This is a genomic window from Pseudomonas sp. FG98 (assembly GCF_057808595.1).
In genome coordinates, this window is sequence record NZ_JBMDIJ010000084.1 from 1 (window position 1) to 25,546 (window position 25,546).

Sequence of the window (25,546 nt, forward strand, 5' to 3'; positions counted from 1 at the left end):
TTTTACGACGGCTTCGCCGCCGATCGCGGCTAACAGCCGCTCCCACAGGGTCCGTTTTGCACCTCGCCAAAGATGTGTAGATACCTATGCAGCGATGAGGCCATCAACAGCACTACAGGACTCAAGCCTTGCGCTTGAGCGGCTCACCTTCGAACTTGACCCCGGCCAGGCCGTGGGCGATCAGGGCGCGGATGTTGCCGTGGTCGTTGCCTTCCGGGGTCGCGACCACCGAGCGGTAGTGCTCGCCGAAGGCCAGCAGCGCTTCCTGGTCGCTCAGGCCTTCCAGCAGGGCCAGGCCTAGGGTCTTGCAGGAGCCTTCGTTCTGCCCGGCGGCGCTTGGCAGGCCGCCATTGTCGAAGGCGGTCTGGGTGTAGTCATAGTGCTCGGCGACGAACGCCAGGGTGTCGGCGAAAGCGTGTTCGCCACTGGCGAGGCTGGTACGCAGGGTGTTCAGGTCAGTCATGCGGTTTTCCTTTGGCGAACGCGGCTTGCTGCTCGGCGCTGGCTTCTTTCTGGTATTGGCTTTTCCACTGCTCGTAAGGCATGCCGTAGACCACCTCGCGGGCGTCATCCAGGCTTACCTCGATCTGCCGATCGTCCGCCGCTGCCTTGTACCACTTGGACAGGCAGTTGCGGCAGAAGCCGGACAGGTTCATCAGGTCGATGTTCTGCACGTCGGTACGGTTGCGCAGGTGTTCGACCAGGCGACGGAACGCCGCCGCTTCGAGTTCGAGTTGTTCTTGCGGGGTCATGGCTTTCTCGTTATCAGGCGATTCGGTTCTTCAGGTGGCGGCCACCGTTGATGACCACGTTGCTGCCGGTGCTGTACTGGCTTTCGAGGAGGAACAGCACCGCGTCGATCAGCGGCTGGGCGCCGGGCTCGAACTCCAGCAGGGCCTTTTTCAGGGTCTGCTGGCGGTAGTGTTCGTCACCGCCTTCCTTGAGGATCAGCAACCCCGGGAGGATGCCGTTGACCCGGACTTTCGGCGCGTACTTCTCGGCGAACGACAGCACCATGTTCTGCAGCGCGGCCTTGGTCGCGGCATAGCCGATATGGCTCTTGCTGCCGCGGGACGAGGTTTCGTCGCAGATATGGATGATGTCCGACTTGTCCAGCTTGAGCAGTTGCTCGCCCAGGGCCAGGTTCAGGTGGTAGGGCGCCTCGACATGCAGCTTGAACATGGTGTTCAGGTTGTCGAGGTCGTCGTCCAGCCACAGCGAGGCGTTGTGGATGATCGCGCGCAAGCCGTCGTAGTGGCTGCGCAGGTGATCGATCAGCGCTTCGCGGTCGCGCTCGCTGCACAGGTCGGCCTGGAACGGGATGATGTTCGGGTGCGCCAGGGTGGTGATCTTGCTGCGGCTGGCGCTGACCACCGTGTGGCCGGCCTGCGCCAGTCGTGTGGCCAGCGCCAGCCCGACTCGCTGGCTGCCACCGGTAACTAGGATTGGGCTGTTCATATGCGGGGACGATCAACTTTTTCAGGTTCGCGGTCAGGTGCCAGCATACCCGAACTCACCTGGAATGACCGCCCCCGGCCGGTCAGCGGCTTTCCAGCGATTCGCCGCGACGGGCGGGCGCCGACGGACGGGCATTGAGCCAGTTGGCCAGGCAGCGGGTCGACAGCGGAATGAAGAAGTACACCATCAGCGGAGTCAGGCCGAGGGTACTGAGCAGGATGCGCGGCAGCAGGGCCATTTCCGCCAGCCAATGGCCGAACAGCAGGTTGAAGGCCAGCGATACCGGGAAGAACGCCAGCCAGATCGCCACGGCCTGCTTCCAGCGCGGCGGACGTTGCGCGGCATGGGCGCCGAACCAGCCTTCGATACCGCTGACGCGCTGCTCGGTGGGTTGCTTGAACAGACCATTGCCACGGGCCAGCCAGGCGCTGCGCGAGGCGGAGAACTCCCAGGCGTGCAGGGTCTTTTCGTCGACGAAGCGGAAGATGATCTGGAACTCATCGCCCTGGGGCGGCGGCGCCAGTACGCCGGAACCCAGGTAGCCGGGGAAGTCGGTGGCGAGCTGCTCGCCTTCGTGCAACCAGGCGATCATGTCCTGGTAACGGCCCTCGGCAACACGCCGGGCGACCATCAAGGTGACGGGTGGGGTAGACATCGTGTATCTCCTGGCAACGGGTCGCGGCGGGTAGCCCCGACCCTTGGTCGCCACCCGGGGTGTTGGGTGGCGTCCGAAATCAAGCAAGGATTATTCCGGAAATAATGTGACTCGTCAGTGTCAGCTTTGAACCAGCGCACAGCAGGCATTTGGCTTCGCTGTTGAAGGGCGGGGTAGAATGCTGGTCTTTTTCCTACAACCCGCAGCGTACAAGGCGATGATCGAGCGTCCCCCGGCTTCACTCAGCGAACGCGGTCTGGACCACGAGGAGCTGTTTCCCATCCGTGAAGTCGCACGGTTGACCGGCATCAACCCGGTGACCCTGCGTGCCTGGGAGCGTCGTTATGGCCTGGTGCGTCCGACACGCACCGAAAGTGGGCATCGCCTGTATTCCCGCGCCGATATCGACGAGGTACGGCATATCCTCGGCTGGATCGAGCGTGGTGTGGCGGTGAGCAAGGTCGGCAAGATCCTCGCCCGCGACCGTGCCACTCCGACCCCGTCCCACGAAATCGTCGAGCCGGCCGCGCCGAAGGATCATGAGCACTGGCAGCACCTGCTGCGCCAGGCTGCGCAGCGTTTCGACGAGGCCCGGCTGGAGCGGCTCTACGGCCAGGTCTTCGCCAGCTACCCGCTGGGCGTGGTGTTCCAGGACATCCTCATGCCGCTGTGGCAGGAATTGCGCATGGCCCATGACGGTTTTGGCCGTCTCAGCGAGTGGCTGTTCCTCGACACCTTCCTGCGCGCCCGCGCCTGGCAACGCCTGCACCTGGCCCGTGAAGAGCAGGACAGGCGCGTCCTGCTGGTCGGCTTGCCCGAGCAATGCCGGGAGCTGGAACTGCTGGTGTGCGCGCTCTTGCTCGGCAGTAGCGAGGTTGCGGTATCGGTGCTGGCGCCGGGGCAGCCGCTGGAGGAGTTGAGCCTGGTCTGCGAGCGCATGGCGCCGGACGCGCTGGTGCTGTTCTCCAACCACGCCCCGGCGGCCGATCTGCCCAAGCGTCTGGCACGCCTGGCGCTGGCCCTGGATTGTCCACTGCTGTTCGCCGGCGAGGCGTCGGAAATGGCCCAGGACAGCCTGATCGGCTCGCAGGTTGCCTGCCTGGGTGGGGAAGCCCGTTTGATGCGGAGACGTTTGCAGCAGTGCCTCGACGGGCACCTCGACACTTAACCCTGATGCAGCTCGGGATGGGCACGCCGATGCTGTTGCAGCATGTACTGGCGCAGCCGTTCGATTTCTTCCGGCTGGCGCTGGCTGAGCTTGTAGGCCGCCAGGCCTTCGACGGTGAGGCGTTGCAGGGTGCCGCGCAGGGCGATGGGGGCGATGCCGTCGGGAGCGAACCAGAGGCTGAAGGATTTCGGCGCCTTCCTGCCGTCCGGTAGTTCCAGCAGGATGCCCTTGAAGGAAATTTCCCGGACCTTGAGGCCGCTGCTCAACCCCAGTTGATCCTCCAGCATCACCGGTTTGTCCAGGGCCAGCCGCCACGGCCGTACCACCGCACCTTCCTCATAGATGCTCGGCGCACCCAGTTGCAGGTGCAGGGCATGGAACTCGTCCTCCACCAGCAACAGCGGAAAACTCATCTGCTGGTTGTCCAGTTGAGCGCGCACCGTGACCTGCTCGTTGGCCACCAGGCGGGTGAGCAATTGCTGCACGTCGCTGCGGCCATTGAGGCGCAGGCTGGAGTTGGGGTCCACGCGGTTGAGCTGGGGCGAGCGATGTACGCTCTGGATAAAGTCCAGCTCGTCCTGGGTCAGAAGGGCATCGGCTTGCATGGTCGTGAATGCTGCGATTTTTCCGGGTGATAGATGGACCGCGAATCGGTGCCTTTGTTAAGACCGCTGGTCGTTTTCCAGTTCACGGATCCGTGCCAGCGCTTCGGCCAGCTCGCGTTCCAGTTGCGTCACGCGCTGTTCGGCCTCGACCTGGCGGGTGACATCCTTCTGGATGCCGACGAAATAGGTGAGCTGGTCGGCCTCGTTGAACACCGGGGTGATCGACAGCTCGTTCCAGAATGCGCTGCCGTCCTTGCGGAAATTGCGCAGCACTTCGCGGCACGGCTGGCGGTTGGCCAGGGCTTGGCGGATGCGCGCGCGGGCCGGCTGGTCGCGCTCCTCGCCCTGGAGGAAGCGGCAGTCGCGGTAGAGGATGTCGTTGGCCTCGTAGCCGCTGAGGCGCTCGAAGGCCGGGTTGACGTAGATCAGGATGGTGTCTTCGTCGCCTTCCTGTTCGGCGACCACGATGCCGTCGTTGGAGGCATCGATCATGCGTTGCAGCAGTGAGGCGTTGATCATGGACTTGGCCGGCACAAGAAGGACTACGGAAGTGAGCGATTCTAGTGCATGTACGGCCAACGGATAAGGCCTTTTGCCAGCCAAGGGTGCTAGTATCCTACGCTTTTGCTCAGATACGGAATCCGTCATGAAAGTGGTCATCCTGTCCGGTTCGGTCTACGGCACCGCCGAAGAAGTCGCCCGTCACGCCCAATCGCTGCTCAAGGCCGAGGGCTTCGAAGCCTGGCACGCCGCCCGGGCGACCCTTGCCGATGTCCAGGCCTTCGAGCCCCAGGCGTTCCTTGCCGTGACCTCCACCACCGGCATGGGCGAACTGCCCGACGGGCTGATGCCGCTGTACAGCGAAATCCGCGACCTGCTGCCTGCCGCCTGGCGCGGTCTGCCGGGTGCGGTGATCGCCCTGGGCGATTCCAGCTATGGCGACACCTTCTGCGGTGGTGGCGAGCAACTGCGTGAGCTGTTCGGCGAACTGGGCGTCAGCGAGATCCAGCCGATGCTGCGCCTGGATGCCAGCGAGACCGTGACCCCGGAAGTCGACGCCGAGCCATGGATCGCCGAATTCGCCGCCAAGCTGCGCGGCTGATGCCCTCCGGCTGCGGGGTCTCCCGCAGCCGCCCCCGCGCCGTTCGGCGCGTGACTCGCAAGGTCAGCAAGCTGGCTGCCAAGGAAACTCCCGCTTCGCCAATGGCTGACTATGCTCTCCGTCAGAGCACAGACATGTGCCACCGTGACCAACACCTAAAACAACCACCAGCCGAGATCTCGCTATGCCATTGGCAGAGATTCCTTTGTGCGTCTGGCGGACACGGAGCCTGGGATTCACGTTCCGCGGCCAGAGCATTCGCTACTGGACGGCAGGGCAGGGAGAGCCACTGCTACTTATTCACGGATTCCCCACCGCCAGTTGGGACTGGCACTACCTCTGGCAGCCGCTGGCCCAGCGCTTTCGCGTGATCGCCTGCGACATGCTCGGTTTCGGCGATTCGGCCAAGCCGCCGGAGCATCGCTACAGCCTGCTGGAGCAGGCTGACCTGCAACAGGCGTTGCTGGCCCATCTGAAGATCCACGAGCCCTTGCATGTGCTCGCCCACGACTATGGCGGCAGCGTCGCCCAGGAACTGCTCGCCCGGCACCATGAAGGTCGCATCGAGATCGCCAGTTGCGCCTTTCTCAATGCCGGCCTGTTTCCCGAGTGCCATCGTCCGCTGCTGTTGCAGCGTTTGCTGGTCAGCCGCCTGGGCTGGCTGGTGGCGCGGATCTTCGACCGTGACGACCTGGTGCGCAATGTCGCGCAGATCTACGGCCCCGCCACCCAGCCCAGCGAAAGCGCGCTGGACGACTGCTGGAGCCTGATCGTGGCCAACCACGGCAATCGCATCCTGCACCGTCTGTCGGAGTACCTGCTCGAACGCGAGGCCCATCGCCAGCGCTGGGTCGGCGCATTGCAGGAAGCCCGCCTGCCGTTGCGTTTCATCAATGGCGCGGCCGACCCGTTGTCCGGGGCGCACATGGTCAAGCGCTACGAAGAACTGATCCCTGAACCCGACACCGTGCTGCTGCATGGCATCGGCCACTACCCGCACACCGAATCACCCGCCCAGGTCTTGCGCCACTACCTGGACTTCCGTCACCAGCCCCTGACCTGGAGCCTGCAAAAGGTCGCCTGGTCCTGACCCCGGCGTCACTTATCACCTGCCATTCAGCGCCCGCCCGGTTCGTTGTCCGGGGCCGGGCGCTGGCCGACACTGGGCGTTCCGTTCCCTGTTCAGTTGGAGTTGAGCCATGACCGATTCGGTGCGCCTGGAAGATAGAGTGGTGATCGTCACGGGGGCCGGTGGCGGCCTCGGCCGGGCCCATGCCCTGTTGTTCGCCCGCCATGGGGCGAAAGTGGTGGTCAACGATCTGGGCGGCTCGACCCATGGCGAAGGCGCCAACGCCTCGGCGGCCGACAAGGTGGTCGCGGAAATCCGCGAGGCCGGCGGCGAGGCGGTGGCCAACCATGATTCGGTCACCGATGGGCAGCGCATCGTCGAGCAGGCCCTGGACAGCTTCGGGCGTGTCGACGTGGTGGTGAACAACGCCGGCATCCTGCGCGACAAGACTTTCCACAAAATGGAAGACCCGGACTGGGAGCTGGTCTACAAGGTCCACGTCGAGGGTGCCTACAAGGTCACCCGTGCCGCCTGGCCGCACCTGCGCGAGCAGAACTGGGGGCGGGTGATCTTCACCTCGTCGACCTCGGGCATCTACGGCAACTTCGGCCAGGCCAACTACGGCATGGCCAAGCTGGGCCTGTACGGCCTGACCCGCACTCTGGCCCTCGAAGGGCGCAAGAATGGCGTGCTGGTCAACGCCATCGCTCCGACCGGCGGTACGCGCATGACCGAGGGCCTGATCCCGCCGCAGGTGTTCGAACAGCTCAAGCCCGAGCTGATCAGCCCGCTGGTGGTGTACCTGGGCAGCGAGCAATGCCAGGACAGCGGCAATCTTTATGAAGTCGGCGGCGGCTGGATCGGCCAGGTGCGCTGGGAGCGCAGCCTCGGGGCCGGGTTCGATCCGCAGGAAGGCTTCAGTGTCGAGGATGTCGCGGCCAACTGGGGGCGCATCGGCGACTTCGAGAACGCCGTGCATCCCAAGGACAGCCTGGAGGCCCTGCAGCAAATGATGAGCAATTTGCAACGATTCGCCCGTCGTTGATCGAGGGCATTTCCTGTCGCGATCCGCAGATCTTTCCTAAGCTGCCAGACCGTGATCGCGACAAGGAGTGCACCTGTGTACGAATCGAAGAACGAAGCCGTCATTTCCACCGAACAATTCCGCAGCCGGCTCCTGCTCCACGCTATAGGAGCGGGGCTGTTGCTGCTGGGCTCGATCCTGATCGGCGTGGCCGGGCACCTGTATTTCGAGGAAGGCGTGAAGTGGTACGACGCGGCCTTCAACGCCACCCTGCTGCTGGGCGGCATGGGCCCGGTGGACCTGCCGGAAACCCCGGGCGGCAAGCTGTTCTTTGCCGTGTACGGGTTGTATGTGGGGTTGGTGTTCGTCGCCAGTATCGGCTTGATCCTGGCGCCGCTGGCACATCGGCTGTTGCACCGTTTCCACTGCGACTGACGCGCAAATAAAAAAGGCCGCTGCAAAGGCAGCGGCCAATAAGACGCAGATCAAGGAGCTTCAAAATCAACGTCGGTGAACTGAAGGAAGACACTTCGAACAACAATCGAGGAGCACTCTAGGGGGAGAGCATTAACCGACCGTTAAGGGGCTCGAAGCGTCAACTTCGCGCCCTGGCGAACACCGGATCGTCAGGGCAGGAGAAGGATAGTCAGACGCAACCTACGGAAAAATAGCGCTTTCTGACATTCACTGTTGCATCGTCGGCAACAGTGCACCAAATCAGTTCACAGATTCCTGATAACCCATTCGCCAACTGATGGCCTTGGTCGTGGCCAGCAGGCGCTCCGCGGCGGGGCCTTGTTCATCGGCATGGAAGATCGAGGTCGGGCCGACCACGGTGATCACCGCGGCGATCTGGCCCATGGCGTTGAACACCGGTGCCGACAAGGCATCCACACCCGGCATCAACAGGCCGTGGACGTGATGCAGGCCGTGCTCACGGATGCTGGCGAACAGCCGCTGGTAATGCTCGGCATCGTGCCCGCTCTGGGCCAGCTCGCGATCGCGCAAATCGATGGTTTCCCGCTCCGGCAGGTAGGCGCCGAACACCAGGCCGGTGGACGAACTGAGCAGCGGCAAGACCGAGCCGATCTGGGTCACCACGGTAACCGCGCGCACCGCCGGTTCGATATTCACCACGGTCGCGCCCTGGTTGCCCCACACGGCGATGAAGCAGCTTTCGTTCAATTCATCGCGCAACTCCGAGAGCGGCAGCGCCGCCACCTTCAGCACATCCATCCCGCCCAAGGCCGCCAGGCCCACCCGCAGTGCCTCGCGGCCAAGGCCGTAGTGGTTGGTGGCCGGGTCCTGCTCGGCGAAGCCGCTGGCGATCAGCGCCTGCAGATAACGGTGCACTTTGCTCGCCGGCATCTCCACGTGCTCGGCCAGGCGCGACAGCGAGGTCGCCGGGGACAGCTCGGCGAGGGCCTTGAGGATATCGGTGCCGACTTCCGCCGAACGGACCTTCTGTTTGCCGTTGTCGGCGGGGAGCGTGGCTTTGGCCATGGTGCTGTTTCTCTAAGGAAGCGAGACGGCAGCCTTTATAGCTTGACGCCATTACCCGAGCAAATTACGTTATGCGTAATCCGGTTACGAATTAAAACAATACAGAAGCACTTCCCTCTTGCTTTGCCGGGGTGGGAGTCAATCTGTCACCAGTCGGCCCCCAGGGGCCTGGAGGCTCGATGAACACCGATAACACCTCCGATCTCGCTTACCAGAGCGGCTTTGGTAACGAGTTCGCCAGCGAAGCACTGCCCGGCGCCCTGCCGGTCGGGCAGAACTCCCCGCAAAAGGCCCCGTATGGGCTCTACGCCGAACTGCTGTCCGGCACCGCTTTCACCATGAGTCGTCACGAGCAGCGGCGCACCTGGCTGTACCGCATCCGGCCTTCGGCGCTGCATCCGGCGTTCGAGCGCCTGGAGCGGCAATTGGCCGGTGGCCCGCTGGGCGCGGTCACGCCCAACCGTCTGCGCTGGAGCCCTCTGGAAATGCCGGTCGAACCCACCGATTTCATCGATGGCTGGGTGACCATGGCGGCCAACTCGGCGGCGGAAAAACCGGCCGGAATCAGCGTCCATCTCTATCGCGCCAACCGCTCCATGGAGCGGGTGTTCTTCAATGCCGACGGCGAGCTGCTGCTGGTGCCGCAACAAGGTCGCCTGCGCCTGGTCACCGAGTTGGGCGTGCTGGACGTCGAGCCGCTGGAGATCGCAGTGATTCCGCGAGGCATGAAATTCCGCGTCGAGCTGCCGGAGGGTGAAGCCCGCGGCTATATCGCCGAAAACCACGGCGCGCCGCTGCGCATCCCGGACCTCGGCCCGATCGGCAGCAACGGCCTGGCCAACCCCCGCGATTTCCTTGCCCCGGTAGCGCACTACGAGGAATACGAGGGCCCGGTGCAACTGGTGCAGAAGTTCCTTGGCGAGCTGTGGGGCTGCCAGTTGCAGCACTCGCCGCTGGACGTGGTCGCCTGGCACGGCAACAACGTGCCGTATAAATACGACCTGCGCCGCTTCAACACCATCGGCACGGTCAGCTTCGACCATCCCGACCCGTCGATCTTCACCGTGCTGACCTCGCCGACCAGCGTGCCGGGCATGGCCAATATCGACTTCGTGATCTTCCCGCCGCGCTGGATGGTGGCCGAGAACACCTTCCGTCCACCATGGTTCCACCGCAACCTGATGAACGAGTTCATGGGCCTGATCAAGGGCGAATACGACGCCAAGGCCGAAGGCTTCCTGCCCGGTGGCGCCTCGCTGCATGGTTGCATGAGCGCCCATGGCCCGGACGCCGAGACCTGCGCCAAGGCCATCGCCGCAGAGCTGGAGCCGAGCAAGATCGACAACACCATGGCCTTCATGTTCGAGACCGGCCAGGTGCTGCGTCCGACCCGCCATGCCCTGGACTGCCCACAGTTGCAGAACGACTACGATAGTTGCTGGGCCACGCTGCCAAGCACCTTCACCCCGAATCGGAGACAAGCATGAACCAGACCGCCATTGCCCGCAGTTGGGTCGAGCACGCCAACGGGCATAGCGACTTCCCCCTGCACAACCTGCCCCTGGGGATCTTCAGCCGTGCCGGTGGCGAGCGCCGCAGCGGCGTGGCCATCGGCGATGCCATCCTCGACCTGGAAGCGGTGCTGGCCGCCGGCCTGTTCGAAGGGCAGGCCCGGGCTGCCGTCGAGGCCACTCGCGGTGGCGCACTGAACGCCTTCTTCGCCCTCGGTCGCGAGGCCCGCGTGGCCCTGCGCGAGCGCCTGCTGCAACTGCTCGGCGAGGGCAGCGAACACCAGGCCGCACTGCAAGCGGCGCTGTACCCGGCCGCCGAGTGCGAACTGCACCTGCCGGCGCGGATCGGCGACTACACCGACTTCTACGTCGGCATCGAGCACGCCAAGAACGTCGGCAAGCTGTTCCGCCCGGACAACCCGCTGCTGCCCAACTACAAGCATGTACCGATCGGTTATCACGGCCGCGCCTCGACCATCCGCCCATCCGGGGCCGAAGTGCGTCGGCCCAAGGGCCAGACCCTGCCGGCCGGGCAGACCGAACCGAGTTTCGGCCCCTGCGCGCGGTTGGACTATGAGCTGGAACTGGGCATCTGGATCGGCCAGGGCAACGACCTGGGCGAGCCCATCGCGATCGGCGACGCCGCCGAGCATATCGCCGGCTTCTGCCTGCTCAACGACTGGTCGGCGCGGGATATCCAGGCCTGGGAATACCAGCCGCTGGGTCCGTTTCTGTCCAAGAGCTTCATTTCCACCGTGTCGCCCTGGGTGGTGACGGCCGAGGCCCTGGCGCCGTTCCGCTGCGCCCAGCCGGCGCGTCCTGAAGGCGATCCGCAGCCGCTGTCCTACCTGCTGGACAAGCGTGACCAGGCCGGCGGTGCCTTCGACATCGAGCTGGAAGTGCTGCTGCTCACCGAACGCATGCGCGAGCAGAACCTGCCGGCCCACCGCCTGACCCTGAGCAACACCCTGAGCATGTACTGGACCGTGGCGCAGATGGTTGCGCACCACAGCGTCAACGGTTGCCAGTTGCAGCCGGGCGACCTGTTCGGTTCGGGTACCTTGTCCGGTGCGCAGCCTGGGCAGTTCGGCAGCCTTCTGGAGATCACCGAGGGCGGCAAGCACCCGGTGGAGCTGGCGTCGGGCGAGGTGCGCAAGTTCCTCGAGGACGGCGACGAAATCATCCTGCGCGCCCGGGCCAAACGCGACGGCGTGGCCAGCATCGGCTTCGGCGAATGCCGCGGCAAGGTCGTCGCGGCACACTGAGGGGGCTGAGCCATGGAACTCTTCACCTACTACCGCTCCACCTCGTCGTACCGGGTGCGTATCGCCCTGGCCCTGAAACAGCTGGAGTTCCAGTCGTTGCCGGTCAACCTGCTCAAGGGCGAACAGCGCGAGGCCCATTACCTCGCGTTCAACCCCCAGGGCCGGGTGCCGGCGCTCAAGGCCGATTCCGGCGAACTGCTGGTGCAGTCGCCGGCGATCATCGAGTACCTGGAAGAGGTTTATCCACAGCCGGCGCTACTGCCCCAGGACCCGGTGCAACGCGCCCGGGCCCGTGGGGTCGCGGCGCTGATCGGTTGCGATATCCATCCGTTGCACAACGTCAGCGTGCTCAACCGCCTGCGCGAGCTGGGGCAGGGTGAGGACGCGGTCAACCAGTGGATTGGTCATTGGATCAGCCAGGGGCTGGCGGCGGTGGAGCAACTGATTGGCGATGAAGGCTTCTGCTTCGGCGACGAGCCGGGGCTGGCGGATGTCTACCTGATCCCGCAGGTGTATGCGGCCAGGCGCTTCAATATCGATCTGGGCGGGTACCCGCGGATCCTGCGGGTGGTCGGCTTGGCTGAGGAGCATCCGGCGTTCGTCCTGGCCCATCCCTCGCGTCAGCCGGATACGCCAGCGGCGGTGTGATCTTTCAGGGCCTCATCGCCGGCAACGCCGGCTCCCACAGGTTCTGTGCCAGCCGCATGATCCAGGCTCGACACAGAAACCTGTGGGAGCTGGCATTGCCAGCGATAGGGCCCGAAAGAACGATATCAATGCACAGATCTTTTCCCTGAAGGCAAATGCCCCAAGCGCTCCGTCAGCCTCAGCCGCTGAATCGGATCATCGGTCAGCAACAACGCATGCTCCAGGTCATACCGCTCGGCCTGCGGGCAATCCAGATGCTGGTACAGAGTGGCCCGGGCCAGGTAATCGCTGGTCAGCGGTGCGCCCAGCTCCATCACCCGTTCGGCATCCTTCAGCGCGGCGATATCGTCGCCGTGGGTCGAGTGCAACTGGCGCAGGTTGCGCGATAGCCGCTGGATCATTTCCTTTGCCGTGGCCGTCTTCAGGTGTTCCGCCGTCAACGGCACCTGGGGCCCGAACTGTCGCCCGAGCAGTTCCCGGCAATCCGCCGGATACAGGCGTCGCCCGCCACAAGGATCGAGCAGGTGATCCGCTCCCGGCACCCGCAGCAGGAAGTGACCGGGAAAATTCACCCCTTCGAGCGGAATAGACAATCCGCGTGCCAGTTCGAGACCGAGCAGGGCCAGGGCCAGCGGTTGGCCGCGCCGCCGCAGCAACAGTTGATCGAGCAACGCCGCGTGCGGGCGCAACGGGTGGTATTCGTCCTCCTGGAAACCCAGGGCACAGAGCTTGCGCAACAACGGCTGGGCCAGTTCGTTGAGGGGCAGCAGTGGCAGGTCGTTGCTGACCTCATGCTGCAAGGCCCTGAGTTCGCGCATCACCCGTTCCGGCTCGACCTTGGCGTCATGCTCGGCAGCGATCCACAGCCCGGCCTCGAACAGGGCCGGGGGAGTGCGCTCCAGGCAAGCCAGGCAAGCGTGGCGTGGGTTCATGGCGATCTCCGCTGGGAGCTTCTGTTGTAGCTCTGGCGCGGCGTTTCGTCCAGTGCTCCGGCAGGCGCCGGGGCCGCACCTATACTGGATGAGCACGCTCCAAGAGGGCCCGCCGATGTTCGCGCTCATGCAAAGCACCCGCACCCAGTCACTGCACCTGTGCACCGACCCCGTCACCGGGCTCAAGGCAGTGATCGCGATCCACAACGAGCGGTTGGGTCCGGCACTGGGCGGCTGTCGCTACCTGGCCTATCCGGACGACGACAGCGCCATGACCGACGCCATCCGCCTGGCCCAGGGCATGACCTACAAGGCGGCGCTGGCCGGCCTGCCGCTGGGTGGCGGCAAGGCGGTGATCATCCGCAACCCCCATGTGGAAAACCGCGCCGCGCTGTTCGAGGCGTTCGGACGTTTCATCGAATCCCTCGAAGGCCGCTACATCACCGCCATCGACAGCGGCACCTCGACCCTCGACATGGACTGCATCGCCCAGTCCACCCGGCATGTCACCAGCACCACCCGCGCCGGTGATCCATCCCCGCATTCGGCCATGGGCGTGTTCGCCGGAATCCGCGCCACGTCCATGGCGCGTCTGGGCAGCGACAACCTGGAAGGCTTGCGCGTGGCAGTTCAAGGGCTGGGCAATGTCGGCTATGCGCTGGCCGAGCAACTGCATGCGGCGGGGGCGGAATTGCTGGTCAGCGATCACGACCAGGGGCGGGTACAACTGGCGATGGAACAGTTCGACGCCCAGCCGGTGGCCGCCGAAGCCCTGGTGGGCACGCCGTGCGATATCTTCGCGCCCTGCGGGCTGGGCTCGATCCTCACCGGGCAGAGCGTGATGCAACTGCGCTGCGCGGCGGTGGCCGGTTCGGCGAACAACCAGCTGACCAGCCTGCAGGTGGCCGACCAACTGGAAAACCGCGGTATTCTCTATGCCCCGGACTACATCATCAATTCCGGCGGGCTGATCTACGTGGCGCTGACCCACCAGGGCCAGGCGCTCACCGACATCACCGCGCACCTGGCGCGGATCCCCAGCCGGCTGACCGAGGTGTTCGCCCACGCCCAGGCGGAAAAACGCTCGCCGGCGCGGGTCGCCGAGCAGTTGGCCGAGCGTTTGGTCTACGGCGGAAGTTGAGGCTTATTCCGCGTCTGCCGGGGCTTCCAGCAGTTCGGAAAGGGCATCCGGCTGACTCTTGAACGCCTTGGCGAACACATCGCGGTTCTTCGCCATGTAGATACCGATGTCATCGAGTTGCTGTTCATCCAGCGACGGCACCGCTTTCTTCAGGACTTCAGCCAGCATCTCGGCCAGCTCGAGCATCTTGTCGTGACGGTCTGCTTCGGCTTTATCCATGAACAAACGCTCCAGGTCGCGGCTGCTGCGGTACACCACTTCGACGGCCATTCATCACCTCACGCCTTTTTCGAAAATTGAAGGAATACGAATACTGGGTATTTATACAGTAATGATCCAGCATTGGATAGTGGCCTTTTTATAGCCCAGTTTTTGCAACCTGATGGCATGGCGAGCGTGCCTTGCGGCAATCGGTCGCCTTCTCAACCCTGGCCGCTGGCCTTTTTACTGCATGCAGGCAAAGCGTCATGTGCCTGCCGCATCCTCCTCCAAGCCGTATCAGGGAATCCGCATCGTGAACATCAAATGGGCTGAAAAACTGCGCAAGGGCCTGCACGGCACCGCCGACTCGCTGGGCAACCTGTGTGTCGAGGCGTTCCACTACCTGGCCCTGTTCGGCATCGGCGCCATCACCGCCTACGCCGCGGTGGCGACCTTCATGGACATGATCGGCAAGGGCGGAGTCAGCGTCGACGACATCCTGCTGCTGTTCATCTACCTCGAACTGGGGGCGATGGTCGGGATCTACTTCAAGACCAACCATATGCCGATCCGCTTCCTGCTCTACGTGGCGATCACCGCGCTGACCCGCCTGCTGATCGGCGACGTCTCGCACCACAAGGCGCCGGACGAGGGCTTGCTGTACCTGTGCGGCGGCATCCTGCTGCTGTCGTTCTCCATCCTGGTGGTGCGCTATGCCTCGTCGCGCTACCCGTCGAGCCGGGTGATCGATGCCAATGGCAAGGATGTGGAGGAAGGCCGGTAGTTCTGCTGTGTCCCGGATGGCCTCATCGCTGGCAACGCCAGCTCCCACAGTGACCGTATGCACCGCCGGACCTGTGGGAGCTGGCGTTGCCAGCGATGAGGCCCTCAAGCACAACCAAAAATCCAGCCTCTTATAACCAATCGATCTGCAAGATTTTCCCGCCTCATCCCACAAGGGGGTATCCGCCATTTCAGGACCCCCGCCATGCCCCATTACCTCGACGACGCCCAGCGCGATGAAGTGCTGCGCCTGCACGCCAGCTTCCTGGGGCGCAGCGAGTGGCCGACCTGGCTGCTGCTGATCGGGGTCTACAGCGGCTGGTTCGCCCTGTTGCTCGGCAGTCCCTGGCTCGGCAGCGGCCTGACCCTGGTGCTGCTGGTGCCGCTGCTGGTGCTGTGGCTGTCAGTGCAACACGAATTGCTCCACGGCCACCCGACCCGCTTTGCATTCCTGAACAAGTTGCTCGGCTACGCCCCTTTCGCCGTCTGGTACCCCTACACCCTGTACCGCGACAGCCACCTGCTGCATCACCGCGACGAAGACCTGACCCTGCCGGGCCGTGACCCGGAAAGCCGCTACCTCGGCCAGCAGGATTGGCAACGCGCAGCACGGACCCACAGGGCCTTGCGCTGGCTGGACAAGACCGTCGCCGGCCGCCTGCTGGGCGGCGCTCCGCAGGCCCTGTTCGGCCTCGCCCGTGAAGAATTCACCCGCCTCCGGCAAGGCGACCGCCAGGCCTGGCTGATGTGGCTGAGCCATGGTTTCTGCACCCTGCTGATGTTCGCCTTCATCGCCGAATACAGCGCGCTGTCGATTGTCCAGTATGTGTTCCTGGCCAGCGTCCCGGCCCTGTCCGTGGCCATGCTGCGCTCCTTCTACGAACACCGTCCCGCCGATCGCCCGGAGCAGCGCACCGTGCTCAACGAAGCCGGCTGGCCATGGCGCTGGCTGTTCCTGCATCTCAACCTGCACCTGGTCCATCACGACCTGCCGGGCTTGCCGTGGTACTTCCTGCCGACCGTCTACCAGCAGCGTCGCGAGCAATGGCTGGCGCGCAGCGGCGGCTATCTCGTGCGCGGCTATGGTGAACTGATCCGCCGCCATGGCCTCCGCCCGATCGACAGCCCCGAACATCCCTTCGCCTGACCCGGAGTCTTCATGCCCTACGCCGAACTGTTGATGTACGTGGCGCCGCCGCGTGTCCGCGAGGCCAGCGAAGCCTGGCTGCACCAGACGCTGGAATTGCTCGGTGCCCATCGCGACGACGCCAGCGCACTGGACTTGCCGACGCTCTGGTTATCGCCGCAGCTGCTGTTCACCCAGACCTGCGGCTATCCGCTGATGACCCTGCTGCGCGGCAAGGTCCGGGTCATCGGCCGACCGCGCTACGAACTGCCCCATGCCAGCGCCGGCAATCATTGCAGCCTGCTGGTGGTGCGCGCCGACGATCCACGGCGCAACCTGGAACACTTCTTCGATAGCCGCGGACTGATCAACAGCCCCGACTCCAACTCCGGCATGAACCTGCTGCGCCACCGCCTCGCACCCTTGCAGCGCGACAGTCGTTTCTTCTCCAGCGTCCGCTACACCGGCGGCCATCGCGACAGCCTCAAGACGCTGAAGGCCGGGCAGGGCGATCTCGCCGCCATCGACAGCGTCACCTGGGATTACCTGGCCCGCGATCACAGCGAAGAAGTGGCCGGCCTGCGCATCCTCGAGCGCAGCGCGCCGAGCCCGACCTTGCCCTTCATCGGCCCGGCGCATCTCGACGCGGCGGGCGCCGAGCGTATTCGCCAGGCGCTGAACCAGACACTGCCGGCATTCGCCGAGACCCTGGCGATCGGCGAAGTGCTGCCGGCCAGAGAAGCCGATTACCAGATCCTTCTGGATTACGAGAGGGCAGCAGGTGATTTCAAATTCGCATAAGCGAATGCCATTTAAATATTTTTAAAGAATAAGCAGTCCCTCTAGCATGGCGTCACCGGACCACCGGACCTCTCAAGCAATCCTCCGTCTGGGGTCATTCATGTCCGGTCTCGAAAACGCTCACCGCGAGTACGTGGGCTCCCTGTTCCGCAACCACTACCAGTGGCTGTGCCTGCGCCTGCGTCGGCACCTGGGCGATGGCGGCGCGGAAGACATCGCCGCCGACACCTTCGTGCAACTGCTCAGCGCCCCGGTCGCCGAACCGATCCGCCAGCCGCGGGCGCTGCTGACCACCATCGCCCAGCGCCTGATGTATCAGCTCTGGCGCCGCCGCGACCTGGAGCGGGCCTACCTCGACGCCTTGCGCCTCGACGACGAGGCCCAGGCGCCCTCGCCGGAAGAGCTGGCGCAGATGCTCGAAGCCCTGCAGATCATCGACAACCTGCTCGACGGCCTGCCGGCCAAGGTCAAGGCGACCTTCCTGCTGTCCCAGGTCAATGGCCTGACCTACCCGCAGATCGCCGAGCACCTGGGCATCTCGCAGCGTTCGGTCAGCGACTACATGGCCAAGGCCATCCACCGTTGCCTCAAGGCCAGCCTGGAGTGATATGAGCAGCGAACAGGAACGCCTGATCGAACAGGCAACCCGCTGGATCGTCCTGTTGCGTTCGGGCCAGGCCAGCGACGCCGAGCGCCAGGCCTTCCTCGCCTGGCGCACCCGCGACCCGCGGCATGACGAACTGTGCCTGCGCCTGGAACGCACCCTCGGCGTGTTCCAGGTCCCGATCGCCCAGGGTATCGATGGCGGCCTGCTGCAACGGGCGCTGGAGGCGCCGTCGAGCCGACGCAAGGTCATGCAGCGGGCGTTGCTCGGTGCCGGCCTGATGATCGGTGGCGGCTGGAGCCTGACGCCGTCGTTCGACACGCTGGGCGCCGATTTCTCCACCGGCATCGGCCAGCGCCAGACGGTGCGGCTGGACGACGGCAGCGAACTGCTGCTCAACGCGCAAAGCGCCGCCGACGTGCACTTCGACGGGCAGCGCCGGGTGCTGAAGTGGCGCGAAGGGGAAGGGCTGATCCAGGTCGCCGCCGATCGTCGTCCGTTCGTCCTGCAGACCAGCGGCGGCGAGGTGCATGCTGTGGATGCGCGGATCCTGCTGCGTGACCGCTCCGCTCGCTGCCGGGTGGGGGCGATGGACAAGGCCTTGCAGATCGTCACCCGTGGCGGTGACCACTTGCAGTTGCAGCCGGGGCAGGAGGTCAGCTTCGACCGTTATCGCTTCGGCGTGGTCGAGGCCCTGCGCAGCGGCGATAGCGCCTGGGTCAACGGCTTGCTGGAAGTCCGCGACCGGCCGTTGAGCGAAGTGATCGAGGCGCTGCGTCCTTATCGGCATGGCGTGCTGCGGGTCGACCCGGCCATCGCCGGGCTGCGCGTCAGCGGCCTCTATCGCCTCGACCAGAGCGACGTGGTGCTCGAAACCCTGGGGCGCACCCTGCCGATTCGCATCAATCGGCGCAGCGATTATTGGGTCACGGTCGGCCCGGTCTGACTGAATACCTGAAAGACAATGCGCTCCTTGTGGGAGCGGGTTCACCGGGACGCCGGACCGCCGCGATTGCGATAGTGGGGGGACTACGGTCATCGCGGGTAAACCCGCTCCCACAAAGTCGGTTCTAAGCCCATAACCAATCGATCTGCAAGATTTCCCCCGCCCGCTCCACACCTGTCTCGCAAGCGCTGCCGAGGGAGCAGCGCGGATTGGATTCCGTGGGGGGAATCGTTGTGCGCAAGAGCAAACACAAAAACCAACGCAACCTGACATCCGTGACCGGCGCCATTGCTTTCAGCCTGCTGCTGGGCGGCACGGCATTCGCCGACGAGGCGCGGCAAACCTGGCATCTCGACGCCGGCCCGCTCGACGAAGTGCTGCTGAATATCAGCCGGCAGAGTGGCCAGGTGATTTCCTTCACTCCGGAGCTGGGGCGTTATTCGTCGGCGCGGGTCGACGGTAACCTGTCCGCCGCCCAGGCCATCGAGGCGGCGCTGCGCGGTACCGGGCTGGCCCTGGAAGTCAGCCCGACCGGCGCCTTCATCATCAAGGACAAGGGCCAGACTTCGTCGGCGACCGCGACCGGCACTGCCGCCCAGGTCAGCCGCAACGAAGCCGCCAGTGCACCGACCCTGGACCGCGTGGTCGCCCTCGGCACCCGGCGCAGCGATGCCACCGCCCTGACCAGCGCCGCCCCGGTGGACGTGATCAACAGCGAGGAACTGGTGCAGACCGGCGCCACCACCCTGAACCAGGCGCTGTTCCAGTTGCTGCCGTCGTTCAATTTCCCGCAGAACCAGAGCGCCACCCGCGGACAGAACCCCAAGGGCGCGTCGCTGCGCGGCCTGGCCCCGGACCAGACCCTGGTACTGGTCAACGGCAAGCGCCGGCACGCCTCGGCGGTGGTGAACATTTCCGGCGGCGTGCCGTTCATTGGCGCGCAACCGGTCGACCTCGACATGATCCCGATCAGCGCCATCGACCACGTCGAAGTGCTGCGTGACGGGGCGTCCGCCCAGTACGGTTCGGACGCGGTGGCCGGGGTGGTCAACATCGTGCTCAAGGAGCGCGACAGCGGTGGCCAGCTCAATACCCAGGTGGGCAAGTACGCCCAGGGCGACGGCTTCAGCAAAAGCGCCGACGGCTGGTACGGCCTCGGCCTGCCGGGGGGCGGCTTCCTCACCCTGAGCTTCAATGGGGTCAATACCAAGCCCACCGATATCGGCGACAAATACGTAGCCGGTGGCACCTGGCAGGACCCGCGCTGGGGCGGCGCCTCCCGCGACAAGTACAACCTGGCGGCCAACGCCGAGGTCGGCCTCAACGACCAGTGGCGCCTGTACAGCTTCGCCACCTTCGGCCAGGACAAGTCGGTGAACAACACGCCGCCGCTGCTGGCCTCCAACCCGAACAACGTCGCCGCGATCTACCCCAACGGCACCATTCCCAAGTACCGCTATCGCTACGAGGACGCCTCGTTCACCGTCGGCTCGCGCTTCGAGGACGAGGCCATCGGCCGCCTGGATTTCAGCGCCACCTACGGCCGCGACAAGCATGACGAACTGGCCTTCGACACGGTCAACCCGAGCTACGGCGACAACAGCCCGACCAAGTTCGACGTGGCCACGCTGATCAACGAGCAGACCAACCTCGGCATCGACTACACCAAGGACCTGGCGGTGGCCTGGTCGGATAATCCGCTGGTGCTGTCCACCGGCATCGCCTACCGCCACGAGCAGTACAAGCTGGAGGAGGGCGATTACGACTCCTACTCCTATGGCGGCATCGATGGTGTGCAGGTCGGCGCGGTGCAGGCCTCCGGGCTGATGCCGGACGATGCCGGGACCTACAAGCGCGATGTCGGCGGCGTGTACTTCGGCCTGGAAAACCAGGTCACCGAGAAATTCCAGGTGGGCATCGCCGGGCGTACCGAGCACTACTCGGACTTCGGCTCGGCCACCACCGGCAAGCTCTCGGCGCGCTACGAACTGACCCCGCAGGTGGGCATCCGCGCCACGGTCAACAGTGCTTACCGCGCACCGACCCTGGGCCAGATCGGCACCTCCTGGACCACCACCACCAACGTCGATGTCAACGGCAACCCGGTACTGACCCGCATGCTGCCGGTGGACCACCCGGCGGCCCAGGCCCTCGGCGCCGAAGCGCTGAAGCCGGAAAAATCCACCAACTACTCGCTGGGCCTGGTGCTGCGGCCGAGCGAGCAGGCCTCGCTGACCATCGACGCCTACCAGATCACCATCCGCGACCGCCTGCTCTACAGCGGCGGCATCTCCGGGCCGGACGCCGAGCGCATCCTCGCCGCCGCCGGCTATGGCCAGTACAGCTGGGCGCAGTTCATGACCAACGCGGCCAACACCCGCACCCGCGGCGTCGATATCGTCGGCAAGTACAACCTCGACCTGGAGCGCTTCGGCAACCTGGCGTTGTCGGCCGGCTACACCCGGGCGCGTACCACCATCGAATCGATCAATGCCAACCCCTACGGTTTCGACGTGCTGACCCGCGAGGCTCGCGGCTTCCTCGAACACGGCTACCCGGAAGACAAGCTGGTGCTCGGCGCGGTGCATCGTTACGGACCGTGGACCGTCAGCCTGTCGCAGACCCGTTACGGCGAGTACCGCAAGTACGCCGCCTCGGCCGCCAACGCCCAGTACGACCAGACCTTCTCGGCGCAATGGAACACCGATCTCGACGTCAACTACGCGTTCAGCAAGCAGCTGAAGCTGTCGGTGGGCGCCAACAACCTGTTCGACAGCAAGCCCGACGACTTCAACCTGCGCCTGCGCCAGACGCCGGGGCAGCAGTACAGCTACCTCGCGCCGTCGGCGCCTGAGGGGGCGTTCTACTACACCAAGCTCACCTACGACTTCTGATCACTGGCCCCATCGCTGGCAAGCCAGCTCCCCCAGGGATCGCATGCACCGCGGACCTTGTGGGTGCTGGCTTGCCAGCGATGGGGCCCAAGAGGCTTTCACATGAAACTCCTGAAAACCCTGCTAGGCACCTCCCTTCTAACCCTGTCCCTACTCACCCACGCCGCCGACAAACCCCAGCCCATCCACTTCGGCGACATTACCTGGGAAAGCGGCAGCTTCATCACCGAGGTCCTGCGCCTGCTGGTGGAAAAAGGCTACGGCTACCGCACCGACACCCTGCCCGGCAGCACCGTCAGCCTCGAGGCGGGCCTGGCGAAAAACGATATCCAGGTGATCGGCGAGGAGTGGGCCGGGCGCAGTCCGGCCTGGGTCAAGGCCGAAGCCGAGGGCAAGGTGTTCGGTCTTGGCGACACGGTCAAGGGCGCCACCGAAGGCTGGTGGGTGCCGGAGTTCGTGATCAAGGGCGACCCCGAGCGCAACCTCCCGGCCCTGGCCCCGGACCTCAAATCGGTGGCCGACCTGCCACGCTACGCCAAGCTGTTCCAGGACCCGGAGTCCCCGGACAAGGGCCGCTTCCTCAACAGCCCCACCGGCTGGACCTCGGAAATCGTCAACAGCCAGAAGCTCAAGGCCTATGGCCTGGCCGACAGCTTCGTCAACTTCCGCACCGGCTCCGGTGCGGCGCTGGATGCCGAAGTCGCTTCGTCGATCCGCCGTGGCAAGCCGGTGCTGTTCTACTACTGGTCGCCGACGCCGCTGCTGGGCCGTTACAAGCTGATCAAGCTGGAGGAACCGCCGTTCGATGCCGAAGCCTGGAAAACCCTGTCCAACGCCAATCACCCCAACCCGCGCGGTAGCCGTTCGATGCCGGCGCGCCTGGCGATCGGCGTGTCGGCGCCGTTCCACAGCCAGTACCCGGAGCTGGTGGAGCTGTTCGCCAAGGTCGACCTGCCCATCGACCTGCTTAACCAGACCCTCGCCCGCATGAGCGAAAAACGCCTGGCGCCGCGCGCCGTGGCCGAGGACTTCCTGCGCCAGCATCCGCAGGTATGGAGCGCCTGGGTACCGGGCGATGTGGCAGCCAAAGTCAGCGGGAGCCTGTGATGAGCGGCGTGCATGAACCCATCCATATCGATTTTCTCAACGGCCTGGACGTTGCCGAACTCAACCTCGACAACGACGAGATCCTCGCCGCCGTCGAAGCCGGCCTGCTCCTGCAGGGCCGCGGCGAGGCGGTGATCGAGCCGCGTACCCACCTGATTCCCGGCGGCGGCATCAACGGTCATTTCAACGTGCTGCGCGGCGTGCTCGGCGGCGAGATCGGCCGGGCCGGGGTCAAGGTGGTCGGCGACTTCGTCGATAACTACCGCCAGGGCCTGCCTTCGGAGCTGGCCATTCTCAACCTGCTCGACCCGGCCACCGGCGTGCCCCGGGCGATCCTCGACGCCGCATCGATCACCGACATGCGCACCGGCGCGCTGACCGCCCTCGGCGCCCGCCATCTGGCCCGGCCCGACAGCAAGGTGCTCGGGCATATCGGCGCCCGGGGCACGGCGTACTGGAACGTGCGCCTGCTCGACCACCTGTTCGATTTCGACGAGATCCGCGTGCACTCGCGCCGGGAGGAAAGCCGCGAGGCCTTTGCCGAACGCCTGCGCCGCGACCTGGGCAAGCCGGTGATCGTCACCGAGGACTGGGAAAGCACCGTGCGCGGTGCCGATATCGTGGTCGAGGCGTCGCGGCTGGAACGCCCGCAAGCGTTGCTGCGCACCGAGTGGATCAAACCCGGCGCCTTTGTCGTGCCCTACGGCACCATGAGCGCGGTCGAGCTGTCGCTGACCGACATCATGGACAAGCTGGTGGTCGACGATTGGGGGCAGTGCAAGGGCGGCCAGTTCGGTGCGCTGCGCGCCCATGTCGAGGCGGGCAAGCTGAGCGAAGCCACCCTGCATGCCGAGCTGGGGCAGATCGTCGCCGGGCTGAAGCCGGGGCGCGAGCATCCGGGCGAGACCATCCTGTTCTGGCATCGCGGCCTGAGCCTCAGCGATATCGCCCTTGGCCATGCCTTGCTGGAGAAGGCCAGGCGCCTGGGCATCGGCCAGCGGTTGCGCTGGGCATGAGCGCCATCGAGCGTTTGCTGGCAGTGGTGGACGGCAATGCCACGCTGGTGCTGGATACCGCAGCGCGGGCGCGGATCGAGGCCGGGCATGCCTTGCTGCTGGAGTTGATCGCAACCGGCACGCCGATCTACGGGGTGACTACCGGACTGGGCGCGGCGGTGGACCAGGCCCAGGACGATGATGGATTCCAGGCACGTATCGCTGCCGGGCGCGCGGTGGGCGTCGGGCGCCTGGCCTCGCCCCGGGAAGTGCGGGCGATCATCTGCGCGCGAGTGGCCGGGCTGGCCCAGGGCCGATCCGGGATTTCCCTGCGCGGCGCCGAGGCGCTGGTCGATCTGCTCACCCATGACATTCATCCCGAGGTGCCGTTGCTCGGCTCGCTGGGGGAGAGCGACCTGGCACCTTTGGCCCATGTGACCCTGGCCTTGCAGGGGCAGGGTTGGGTTGTCTATCGCGGCGAGCGCCTGCCGGCTGGCGACGCCTTGCGCCGGGCCGGGTTGATGCCGCTGTTGCCCAAGGGCAAGGACGGCCTGGCGCTGGTCTCGGCCAATGCCGCAAGCATTGGGCTGGGGGCCTTGCTGGTCAGCGAAGTCGAGGGTTTGCTGACGCGGCAACGCGGGGTGTTGGCGCTGTCCTGCGAGGGCTATCGTGCCGGGCTGGCGCCGTTCCAGCCCTGGGCGGCGCAACTGCGTCCGGCGCCGGGGCAGGCGGAGGAATCAGCGGCGTTGCTGGCCTTGCTCGAAGGCGGTGAACAGCAGCCGCGGCGCTTGCAGGACCCATTGAGTTTTCGTTGCGCCACGGTGGTGCTGGGTGCCGTTCGTGATGCCCTGGAGCGGGCTCGGCAGATCGTCGAGATCGAGCTGGATAGCGGGGCGGATAATCCCGCATTGGTGGTGGAAAGCCGCGAGCTGCTGGTGACCGCCAACTTCGACAGCACCCATCTGGCGCTGGCCTTCGAAGGGCTTGGTCTGGCCCTGGGGCGGTTGGCGGTGGCCAGTGTCGAGCGCATCGCCAAGTTGCTCTCGCCGTCGTCCAGCGACCTGCCGCGTTCGCTCAGCCCACGCCCCGGCAGCGTCGGGCTGGCGGCCTTGCAACGCACGGCGGCGGCGCTGGTGGCGGAGATCGTGCACCTGGGCAATCCGTTGCCGGCGCTCAGCGTGCCGGTGGCGGATCGGGTCGAGGATTACGCCGGGCAAGGGCTGGCTGTGGTGGAGAAGACCGCGCGGCTGGTCGAGCGGGTGGAATGGCTGGTGCGCATCGAAGCGGTGGTGGCAGCGCAGGCGGTGGACCTGCGCGACGGGATCCGGCTTGGGCTCGGGAGCGCGGAAATCTACCGGCAGGTACGGAAGGCGGTGGCCTTCATCGATGAGGACCGTGCCATCGACGTGACTGGGGACTTCTGGGGCCGCTAGTGCGGCCCAATCGCTGGCAAGCCAGCTCCCACAGGGATTGCGTGTGCCACGGACCTTGTGGGAGCTGGCTTGCCAGCGATGAAGTTCCCACCATTGGTCATGGCCGTCAGGATATCCACCGCACTATGCCCCTGCTCGATGGCAATGCCGAACCTCACACTGTCGATCAACCGCGCCAGGCGTTTCGGGTCATCCCGTTGGGCCCGGTTGACCAGGCGTTTGGCGACCACACGGCCGCGGTCATCGGACAGGGTCAGCATGATGCTGCCGTCCAGGCGTTCGATGCTGAGGTTGACCCGGTACTCGTCCGAGAAGGCATCGCTGATCTGTTGAAATGGGTTGTGCATGGCGCTCACCTGGCAATGACATGCATCGATTGACTGGGTCATCGATGGCTAGTTCCCGATTCATTGCAAGGCTCGGGCCGAGTGGTCATTTGCCAAGTCAGCTCAGTACCTGTGGGAGCTGGCTTGCCAGCGATGAGCATGGGTATCTACACAACTCAATCAGGCGTAACACAGACCCTGTGGGAGCGGCTGTTAGCCGCGATCGGCGGCGAAGCCGTCGTAAAACCT

The 25,546-nt window shown here is 65.2% G+C and carries 28 protein-coding genes; 18 read left to right on the plus strand and 10 right to left on the minus strand.

What is annotated here, in order from left to right; all coding sequences use genetic code 11:
- Positions 1-121: 121 nt before the first annotated feature.
- The 4 genes from ACODSK_RS27810 to ACODSK_RS27825 all read right to left on the minus strand — a co-directional run bounded on the left by ACODSK_RS27810 (position 122) and on the right by ACODSK_RS27825 (position 2,113).
- On the minus strand, positions 122-463 hold the full coding sequence (locus ACODSK_RS27810) for a HopJ type III effector protein (protein ID WP_489020662.1): 342 nt from the start codon (positions 461-463) through the stop codon (positions 122-124).
- Positions 456-752, minus strand: coding sequence for a DUF1244 domain-containing protein (locus ACODSK_RS27815; protein WP_489020664.1), 297 nt, complete (start codon positions 750-752; stop codon positions 456-458). The genes ACODSK_RS27810 and ACODSK_RS27815 overlap by 8 nt, the downstream gene beginning before the upstream one ends.
- Positions 753-765: 13 nt before the next feature.
- Positions 766-1,458: a dihydromonapterin reductase gene (folM, locus tag ACODSK_RS27820; protein ID WP_489020666.1), complete on the minus strand. Its 693-nt coding sequence runs from the start codon at positions 1,456-1,458 to the stop codon at positions 766-768.
- An 82-nt stretch (positions 1,459-1,540) separates the two neighbouring features.
- On the minus strand, positions 1,541-2,113 hold the full coding sequence (locus ACODSK_RS27825; protein WP_489020668.1) for an antibiotic biosynthesis monooxygenase: 573 nt from the start codon (positions 2,111-2,113) through the stop codon (positions 1,541-1,543).
- Positions 2,114-2,330: 217 nt separating this feature from the next.
- Between ACODSK_RS27825 and ACODSK_RS27830 the strand changes: the two genes are divergently transcribed.
- Positions 2,331-3,281 (plus strand): MerR family transcriptional regulator, encoded by a 951-nt coding sequence (locus ACODSK_RS27830; RefSeq protein WP_489020710.1) that lies wholly within the window; start codon positions 2,331-2,333, stop codon positions 3,279-3,281.
- On the opposite strand, the gene ACODSK_RS27835 is transcribed toward ACODSK_RS27830, so the two are convergent.
- On the minus strand, positions 3,278-3,886 hold the full coding sequence (locus tag ACODSK_RS27835) for a hypothetical protein (protein ID WP_489020670.1): 609 nt from the start codon (positions 3,884-3,886) through the stop codon (positions 3,278-3,280). The genes ACODSK_RS27830 and ACODSK_RS27835 overlap by 4 nt on opposite strands.
- A gap of 57 nt (positions 3,887-3,943) precedes the next feature.
- Entirely contained in the window at positions 3,944-4,405 is a 462-nt protein-coding gene (locus tag ACODSK_RS27840) for a PAS domain S-box protein (RefSeq protein WP_489020671.1), read from the minus strand.
- Between the two features lie 127 nt (positions 4,406-4,532).
- On the opposite strand from ACODSK_RS27840, the gene ACODSK_RS27845 reads away from it, so the two are divergent.
- From ACODSK_RS27845 to ACODSK_RS27860, 4 genes are all read left to right on the plus strand, one after another.
- Complete coding sequence (locus ACODSK_RS27845) at positions 4,533-4,988, plus strand: flavodoxin (protein ID WP_489020673.1); 456 nt, start codon at positions 4,533-4,535, stop codon at positions 4,986-4,988.
- A 184-nt stretch (positions 4,989-5,172) separates the two neighbouring features.
- Complete coding sequence (locus tag ACODSK_RS27850) at positions 5,173-6,078, plus strand: alpha/beta fold hydrolase (protein ID WP_489020675.1); 906 nt, start codon at positions 5,173-5,175, stop codon at positions 6,076-6,078.
- A 109-nt stretch (positions 6,079-6,187) separates the two neighbouring features.
- The gene (locus ACODSK_RS27855; RefSeq protein WP_489020676.1) at positions 6,188-7,102 is read left to right on the plus strand and encodes an SDR family oxidoreductase; all 915 of its coding nucleotides are present in this window, start codon (positions 6,188-6,190) and stop codon (positions 7,100-7,102) included.
- Between the two features lie 75 nt (positions 7,103-7,177).
- On the plus strand, positions 7,178-7,516 hold the full coding sequence (locus ACODSK_RS27860; RefSeq protein ID WP_489020678.1) for a hypothetical protein: 339 nt from the start codon (positions 7,178-7,180) through the stop codon (positions 7,514-7,516).
- Positions 7,517-7,798: 282 nt separating this feature from the next.
- On the opposite strand, the gene ACODSK_RS27865 is transcribed toward ACODSK_RS27860, so the two are convergent.
- Positions 7,799-8,584 carry an IclR family transcriptional regulator gene (locus ACODSK_RS27865; RefSeq protein WP_489020680.1) on the minus strand — a complete coding sequence of 262 codons (786 nt, stop codon included), beginning with the start codon at positions 8,582-8,584 and terminating at the stop codon, positions 7,799-7,801.
- Between the two features lie 179 nt (positions 8,585-8,763).
- Between ACODSK_RS27865 and hmgA the strand changes: the two genes are divergently transcribed.
- Genes hmgA through maiA form a run of 3 tightly spaced genes read left to right on the plus strand, consistent with a single transcriptional unit; the run spans position 8,764 to position 12,008 of the window.
- Positions 8,764-10,071, plus strand: coding sequence for a homogentisate 1,2-dioxygenase (gene hmgA, locus ACODSK_RS27870; protein ID WP_489020682.1), 1,308 nt, complete (start codon positions 8,764-8,766; stop codon positions 10,069-10,071).
- Positions 10,068-11,360 (plus strand): fumarylacetoacetase, encoded by a 1,293-nt coding sequence (gene fahA / locus ACODSK_RS27875; protein ID WP_489020684.1) that lies wholly within the window; start codon positions 10,068-10,070, stop codon positions 11,358-11,360. The genes hmgA and fahA overlap by 4 nt, the downstream gene beginning before the upstream one ends.
- A gap of 12 nt (positions 11,361-11,372) precedes the next feature.
- Complete coding sequence (gene maiA, locus ACODSK_RS27880) at positions 11,373-12,008, plus strand: maleylacetoacetate isomerase (RefSeq protein WP_489020685.1); 636 nt, start codon at positions 11,373-11,375, stop codon at positions 12,006-12,008.
- Between the two features lie 125 nt (positions 12,009-12,133).
- Here the strand turns inward: maiA and ACODSK_RS27885 are convergent, their stop codons facing one another.
- Entirely contained in the window at positions 12,134-12,940 is an 807-nt protein-coding gene (locus tag ACODSK_RS27885; RefSeq protein ID WP_489020687.1) for a transglutaminase family protein, read from the minus strand.
- A 115-nt stretch (positions 12,941-13,055) separates the two neighbouring features.
- Here ACODSK_RS27885 and ACODSK_RS27890 point away from each other — a divergent pair, with 115 nt between their 5' ends.
- Positions 13,056-14,081 (plus strand): Leu/Phe/Val dehydrogenase, encoded by a 1,026-nt coding sequence (locus ACODSK_RS27890; protein WP_489020689.1) that lies wholly within the window; start codon positions 13,056-13,058, stop codon positions 14,079-14,081.
- Between the two features lie 3 nt (positions 14,082-14,084).
- On the opposite strand, the gene ACODSK_RS27895 is transcribed toward ACODSK_RS27890, so the two are convergent.
- Entirely contained in the window at positions 14,085-14,351 is a 267-nt protein-coding gene (locus ACODSK_RS27895) for a YebG family protein (RefSeq protein ID WP_489020691.1), read from the minus strand.
- A 244-nt stretch (positions 14,352-14,595) separates the two neighbouring features.
- Here ACODSK_RS27895 and ACODSK_RS27900 point away from each other — a divergent pair, with 244 nt between their 5' ends.
- The 9 genes from ACODSK_RS27900 to ACODSK_RS27940 all read left to right on the plus strand — a co-directional run bounded on the left by ACODSK_RS27900 (position 14,596) and on the right by ACODSK_RS27940 (position 24,971).
- Positions 14,596-15,066 (plus strand): phosphate-starvation-inducible protein PsiE, encoded by a 471-nt coding sequence (locus ACODSK_RS27900; RefSeq protein ID WP_489020693.1) that lies wholly within the window; start codon positions 14,596-14,598, stop codon positions 15,064-15,066.
- 204 nt (positions 15,067-15,270) lie between these two features.
- A complete protein-coding gene (locus ACODSK_RS27905) occupies positions 15,271-16,212 on the plus strand; it encodes a fatty acid desaturase (RefSeq protein WP_489020695.1) in 942 nt (313 codons plus the stop codon).
- Positions 16,213-16,224: 12 nt separating this feature from the next.
- The gene (locus ACODSK_RS27910) at positions 16,225-16,992 is read left to right on the plus strand and encodes a phosphate/phosphite/phosphonate ABC transporter substrate-binding protein (RefSeq protein ID WP_489020697.1); all 768 of its coding nucleotides are present in this window, start codon (positions 16,225-16,227) and stop codon (positions 16,990-16,992) included.
- A gap of 100 nt (positions 16,993-17,092) precedes the next feature.
- The gene (locus tag ACODSK_RS27915; protein WP_489020698.1) at positions 17,093-17,599 is read left to right on the plus strand and encodes a sigma-70 family RNA polymerase sigma factor; all 507 of its coding nucleotides are present in this window, start codon (positions 17,093-17,095) and stop codon (positions 17,597-17,599) included.
- 1 nt (position 17,600) lies between these two features.
- Complete coding sequence (locus tag ACODSK_RS27920) at positions 17,601-18,542, plus strand: DUF4880 domain-containing protein (RefSeq protein ID WP_489020700.1); 942 nt, start codon at positions 17,601-17,603, stop codon at positions 18,540-18,542.
- A gap of 266 nt (positions 18,543-18,808) precedes the next feature.
- Positions 18,809-21,436, plus strand: coding sequence for a TonB-dependent receptor domain-containing protein (locus ACODSK_RS27925; RefSeq protein ID WP_489020712.1), 2,628 nt, complete (start codon positions 18,809-18,811; stop codon positions 21,434-21,436).
- A gap of 102 nt (positions 21,437-21,538) precedes the next feature.
- Positions 21,539-22,543, plus strand: coding sequence for an ABC transporter substrate-binding protein (locus ACODSK_RS27930; RefSeq protein ID WP_489020702.1), 1,005 nt, complete (start codon positions 21,539-21,541; stop codon positions 22,541-22,543).
- On the plus strand, positions 22,543-23,559 hold the full coding sequence (locus ACODSK_RS27935; RefSeq protein ID WP_489020704.1) for an ornithine cyclodeaminase family protein: 1,017 nt from the start codon (positions 22,543-22,545) through the stop codon (positions 23,557-23,559). Before ACODSK_RS27930 ends, ACODSK_RS27935 begins: the two co-directional genes overlap by 1 nt.
- The gene (locus ACODSK_RS27940) at positions 23,556-24,971 is read left to right on the plus strand and encodes an HAL/PAL/TAL family ammonia-lyase (protein ID WP_489020706.1); all 1,416 of its coding nucleotides are present in this window, start codon (positions 23,556-23,558) and stop codon (positions 24,969-24,971) included. Before ACODSK_RS27935 ends, ACODSK_RS27940 begins: the two co-directional genes overlap by 4 nt.
- On the opposite strand, the gene ACODSK_RS27945 is transcribed toward ACODSK_RS27940, so the two are convergent.
- Positions 24,968-25,318 (minus strand): DUF3509 domain-containing protein, encoded by a 351-nt coding sequence (locus ACODSK_RS27945; protein ID WP_489020708.1) that lies wholly within the window; start codon positions 25,316-25,318, stop codon positions 24,968-24,970. The genes ACODSK_RS27940 and ACODSK_RS27945 overlap by 4 nt on opposite strands.
- Between the last annotated feature and the right edge of the window lie 228 nt (positions 25,319-25,546).

Bases quoted from the DNA above. Each gene is read 5' to 3' on its own strand.
- ACODSK_RS27810 (WP_489020662.1), bottom strand. From the start codon at position 463: ATGACTGACCTGAACACCCTGCGTACCAGCCTCGCCAGTGGCGAACAC.
- ACODSK_RS27815 (WP_489020664.1), bottom strand. From the start codon at position 752: ATGACCCCGCAAGAACAACTCGAACTCGAAGCGGCGGCGTTCCGTCGC.
- folM (WP_489020666.1), bottom strand. From the start codon at position 1,458: ATGAACAGCCCAATCCTAGTTACCGGTGGCAGCCAGCGAGTCGGGCTG.
- ACODSK_RS27825 (WP_489020668.1), bottom strand. From the start codon at position 2,113: ATGTCTACCCCACCCGTCACCTTGATGGTCGCCCGGCGTGTTGCCGAG.
- ACODSK_RS27830 (WP_489020710.1), top strand. From the start codon at position 2,331: ATGATCGAGCGTCCCCCGGCTTCACTCAGCGAACGCGGTCTGGACCAC.
- ACODSK_RS27835 (WP_489020670.1), bottom strand. From the start codon at position 3,886: ATGCAAGCCGATGCCCTTCTGACCCAGGACGAGCTGGACTTTATCCAG.
- ACODSK_RS27840 (WP_489020671.1), bottom strand. From the start codon at position 4,405: ATGATCAACGCCTCACTGCTGCAACGCATGATCGATGCCTCCAACGAC.
- ACODSK_RS27845 (WP_489020673.1), top strand. From the start codon at position 4,533: ATGAAAGTGGTCATCCTGTCCGGTTCGGTCTACGGCACCGCCGAAGAA.
- ACODSK_RS27850 (WP_489020675.1), top strand. From the start codon at position 5,173: ATGCCATTGGCAGAGATTCCTTTGTGCGTCTGGCGGACACGGAGCCTG.
- ACODSK_RS27855 (WP_489020676.1), top strand. From the start codon at position 6,188: ATGACCGATTCGGTGCGCCTGGAAGATAGAGTGGTGATCGTCACGGGG.
- ACODSK_RS27865 (WP_489020680.1), bottom strand. From the start codon at position 8,584: ATGGCCAAAGCCACGCTCCCCGCCGACAACGGCAAACAGAAGGTCCGT.
- hmgA (WP_489020682.1), top strand. From the start codon at position 8,764: ATGAACACCGATAACACCTCCGATCTCGCTTACCAGAGCGGCTTTGGT.
- fahA (WP_489020684.1), top strand. From the start codon at position 10,068: ATGAACCAGACCGCCATTGCCCGCAGTTGGGTCGAGCACGCCAACGGG.
- maiA (WP_489020685.1), top strand. From the start codon at position 11,373: ATGGAACTCTTCACCTACTACCGCTCCACCTCGTCGTACCGGGTGCGT.
- ACODSK_RS27885 (WP_489020687.1), bottom strand. From the start codon at position 12,940: ATGAACCCACGCCACGCTTGCCTGGCTTGCCTGGAGCGCACTCCCCCG.
- ACODSK_RS27890 (WP_489020689.1), top strand. From the start codon at position 13,056: ATGTTCGCGCTCATGCAAAGCACCCGCACCCAGTCACTGCACCTGTGC.
- ACODSK_RS27895 (WP_489020691.1), bottom strand. From the start codon at position 14,351: ATGGCCGTCGAAGTGGTGTACCGCAGCAGCCGCGACCTGGAGCGTTTG.
- ACODSK_RS27905 (WP_489020695.1), top strand. From the start codon at position 15,271: ATGCCCCATTACCTCGACGACGCCCAGCGCGATGAAGTGCTGCGCCTG.
- ACODSK_RS27910 (WP_489020697.1), top strand. From the start codon at position 16,225: ATGCCCTACGCCGAACTGTTGATGTACGTGGCGCCGCCGCGTGTCCGC.
- ACODSK_RS27915 (WP_489020698.1), top strand. From the start codon at position 17,093: ATGTCCGGTCTCGAAAACGCTCACCGCGAGTACGTGGGCTCCCTGTTC.
- ACODSK_RS27920 (WP_489020700.1), top strand. From the start codon at position 17,601: ATGAGCAGCGAACAGGAACGCCTGATCGAACAGGCAACCCGCTGGATC.
- ACODSK_RS27930 (WP_489020702.1), top strand. From the start codon at position 21,539: ATGAAACTCCTGAAAACCCTGCTAGGCACCTCCCTTCTAACCCTGTCC.
- ACODSK_RS27935 (WP_489020704.1), top strand. From the start codon at position 22,543: ATGAGCGGCGTGCATGAACCCATCCATATCGATTTTCTCAACGGCCTG.
- ACODSK_RS27940 (WP_489020706.1), top strand. From the start codon at position 23,556: ATGAGCGCCATCGAGCGTTTGCTGGCAGTGGTGGACGGCAATGCCACG.
- ACODSK_RS27945 (WP_489020708.1), bottom strand. From the start codon at position 25,318: ATGCACAACCCATTTCAACAGATCAGCGATGCCTTCTCGGACGAGTAC.